Origin of the sequence: Erwinia piriflorinigrans CFBP 5888 (assembly GCF_001050515.1) — a bacterium.
GTDB lineage: Bacteria > Pseudomonadota > Gammaproteobacteria > Enterobacterales > Enterobacteriaceae > Erwinia > Erwinia piriflorinigrans.
Genome location: NZ_CAHS01000019.1, coordinates 1 through 2,013 on the forward strand (window position 1 = coordinate 1; position 2,013 = coordinate 2,013).

Sequence of the window (2,013 nt, forward strand, 5' to 3'; positions counted from 1 at the left end):
GCGTGCCAACCAGCCCGGTGGCGCCGTGGTGATGGGCAAAACCAACCTCGACCAGTACGCCACCGGGCTGGTTGGCACGCGTTCACCCTTTGGTGCGGTGCGTAACACCTTTAATCCGGCTTACGTCAGCGGCGGCTCCAGCTCCGGCTCGGCCTCGGTGACCGCCCGTGGGCTGGTGGCCTTTGCGCTGGGTACTGATACCGCCGGATCGGGGCGCGTTCCGGCCGGATTTAACAATATCGTCGGCCTGAAACCCACCAAAGGCTGGCTTTCCGCCAGCGGCGTCGTCCCGGCCTGCCGCCTGAATGACACCCTATCGGTCTTTGCCCTCAGGGTAGAAGATGCCTTCCTCGTCGCCAGCTGCGCCGCAGGCTATGACACAGAGGATGCCTATTCACGCACCAACCCCGGCCTGGCACCGGCGGCGTTGCCCGCCGCTCCGCGCTTTGCCATCCCCGCCAGCCCGGAGTTCTTTGGCGACAGGCAGGCGCAGGACGCCTGGCAAGCGGCTCTTGATGCGTTAAACGCCAGTGGTGCCACCTTACACCCTATCGACTTCACTCCGTTCCACCAGCTGGCGGAACAGCTCTACGCCGGCCCCTGGGTCGCCGAACGCACCGTGGCGGTCGGCGATATGCTGTCACGCCCCGAAGAGATGGACCCGGTGGTATACAGCATCGTCGCCGGCGGCAATCGTTTCAGCGCGACAGACGCCTGGAAAGCCGAATATCTGCGTGCAGATCTTACGCGCCAGATCCAACACACCCTCAGCCAGTTCGATGCGCTGGTGGTACCCACCTCGCCGACCATCCGCACCCTGGAGGAGATGCGACAGGAACCGGTGCGCTACAACGCGCAGTTCGGCACCTATACCAACTTTACCAATCTCGCCGACCTCAGCGCACTGGCGCTGCCGGGGCCGTTTCGTCGCGATGGTCTGCCCGCTGGCATCACGCTGATCGCCCCGGCCTGGCACGATCGGGCGCTGGCGAGCTTTGGCCTGCGCTGGCAGCAGCAGCTGGCGCTGGATCTCGGCGCGACCGGCAAACCGCAGCCGCAGACTGAAGCTGCGCTGCCCGCCTCGGCGCTGCATGTGCGCGTGGCGGTGGTTGGTGCGCACCTGAGCGGCATGCCGCTCAATCACCAGCTTACCCGGCGTAACGCGGTGCGGGTGGAAGAGACCACCACTGCCGATTGCTATCGCCTGTACGCGCTGGCTAATACCACCCCGGCCAAACCGGGGCTGGCGAAAGCCGCCTCCGGGGCCGCCATCAGCGTTGAGCTGTGGGATATCCCGCTGGCGCGCTTTGGCGAGTTCGTGGCGGAGATCCCGCCGCCGCTGGGCATCGGTACGCTGGAGCTGGCCGACGGCCGCCGGGTAAAAGGCTTTATCTGCGAACCGGCTGCACTGGCGCAGGCCACCGACATCACCGAATTTGGCGGCTGGCGTCGCTGGCTGGCCCGACAGGAGAAAAACCATGTTTAATACCGTACTGATTGCTAACCGTGGTGAAATCGCCTGCCGCGCTCTCCGCACCCTGAAACGCATGGGCATCACCAGCGTGGCGGTGTATTCAGACGCCGACAAAAATGCCCTGCATGTGAAACAGGCCGATATCGCCATCGCCCTCGGCGGTGACAAGGCCAGCGACAGCTATCTGGTTATCGACAAAATCCTTGCTGCTGCCCGTCAGAGCGGCGCACAGGCTATCTGGCCCGGCTACGGCTTTCTGTCAGAGAGCCTGCCGTTTGCCGCCGCCTGCGAAGCGGCAGGCATTGCCTTTGTTGGCCCGGACGCGCAGCAGATCGGCGAGTTCGGCTTAAAACACCGGGCGCGTGAGCTGGCTGCTGCAGCGGGCGTGCCGATGACCCCAGGCACCCCGCTACTGAACTCGCTGGATGAAGCACTGGGCGCGGCGGCTAAAATCGGCTACCCGGTGATGCTGAAAAGCACCGCCGGCGGTGGCGGCATTGGCCTGACGCGCTGTGCCGATGATGCCGCGGTGGTTGGTG

2 protein-coding genes are annotated in these 2,013 nt (G+C 65.1%); both read left to right on the forward strand.

The window, feature by feature from the left end; translation table 11 throughout:
• Positions 1-1,486 (forward strand): allophanate hydrolase (atzF, locus tag EPIR_RS14120; RefSeq protein ID WP_048697718.1); only part of this gene is annotated, 1,486 nt, incomplete at its 5' end.
• Positions 1,479-2,013: biotin carboxylase N-terminal domain-containing protein (locus EPIR_RS14125; RefSeq protein ID WP_048697721.1), on the forward strand; the 535-nt coding region annotated here is incomplete at its 3' end. The genes atzF and EPIR_RS14125, both read left to right, overlap by 8 nt.